We start from the raw sequence: 1,154 nt of genomic DNA, 5'->3' as shown, positions 1-1,154 counted from the left end.
GTGCGGCCGCCTTCACGGATGGCGAAGCGCAGCTTCTCTTCCATGGCGATCGGCACGATCAGCTTCACGGTCATGGCCACGTTGTCGCCCGGCATCACCATCTCGGTGCCTTCCGGCAGCGTCACCACGCCCGTCACGTCCGTGGTGCGGAAGTAGAACTGCGGCCGGTAGTTGGTGAAGAACGGGGTGTGGCGGCCGCCCTCCTCCTTGGTGAGGATGTAGGCCTCGGCCTTGAAGGTGGTGTGCGGCATGACCGAGCCCGGCTTGCAGAGAACCTGCCCGCGCTCCACGTCCTCGCGCTTGGTGCCGCGCAGCAGCGCGCCGATGTTGTCGCCGGCCTGGCCCTGATCCAGGAGCTTGCGGAACATTTCCACGCCGGTGATGGTGGTCTTCACCGTCGGGCGGATGCCCACGATCTCCACTTCCTCGCCCACCTTGACGATGCCGCGCTCCACGCGGCCGGTCACCACGGTGCCGCGGCCGGAGATGGAGAACACGTCCTCGATCGGCATCAGGAACGGCTGGTCGATCGGCCGCTCCGGCTGCGGGATGTACTCGTCGACCGCCTTCATCAGCTCCAGGATGGCGTCATGGCCGAGCTTCGGGTCGCCGTTCTCCAGCGCCACGAGGGCCGAGCCCTTGATGATCGGGATGTCGTCGCCCGGGAACTCGTAGGACGAGAGGAGCTCGCGCACCTCCAGCTCCACCAGCTCCAGCAGCTCCGGATCGTCGACCATGTCGCACTTGTTCAGGAACACCACGATCGCCGGCACGCCCACCTGACGGGCGAGCAGGATGTGCTCGCGGGTCTGCGGCATCGGGCCGTCGGCGGCCGAGCACACCAGGATCGCGCCGTCCATCTGCGCCGCGCCGGTGATCATGTTCTTCACGTAGTCGGCGTGGCCCGGGCAGTCCACGTGGGCGTAGTGACGGTTCGACGTCTCATACTCCACGTGCGCCGTGTTGATCGTGATGCCGCGCGCCTTCTCTTCCGGCGCGGCGTCGATCTGGTCGTACGCCTTGAACGTCGCGCCGCCGGTCTCCGCCAGCACCTTGGTGATCGCCGCCGTCAGCGACGTCTTGCCATGGTCGACGTGGCCGATCGTCCCGATGTTGCAGTGCGGCTTCGTCCGCGAGAATTTCTCTTTAGCCAT

At 66.6% G+C, this 1,154-nt stretch carries 1 protein-coding gene; it reads right to left on the bottom strand.

The annotated features are described in order from the left end of the window. A partial coding sequence (gene tuf / locus HND91_RS22410) for an elongation factor Tu (protein WP_181708832.1) occupies positions 1 to 1,154 on the bottom strand: 1,154 nt, incomplete at its 3' end.

This window comes from Chthonobacter rhizosphaerae, assembly GCF_013839525.1.
Classification (GTDB): domain Bacteria; phylum Pseudomonadota; class Alphaproteobacteria; order Rhizobiales; family Pleomorphomonadaceae; genus Chthonobacter; species Chthonobacter rhizosphaerae.
This window is presented reverse-complemented; position numbering and strand designations above follow the sequence as displayed.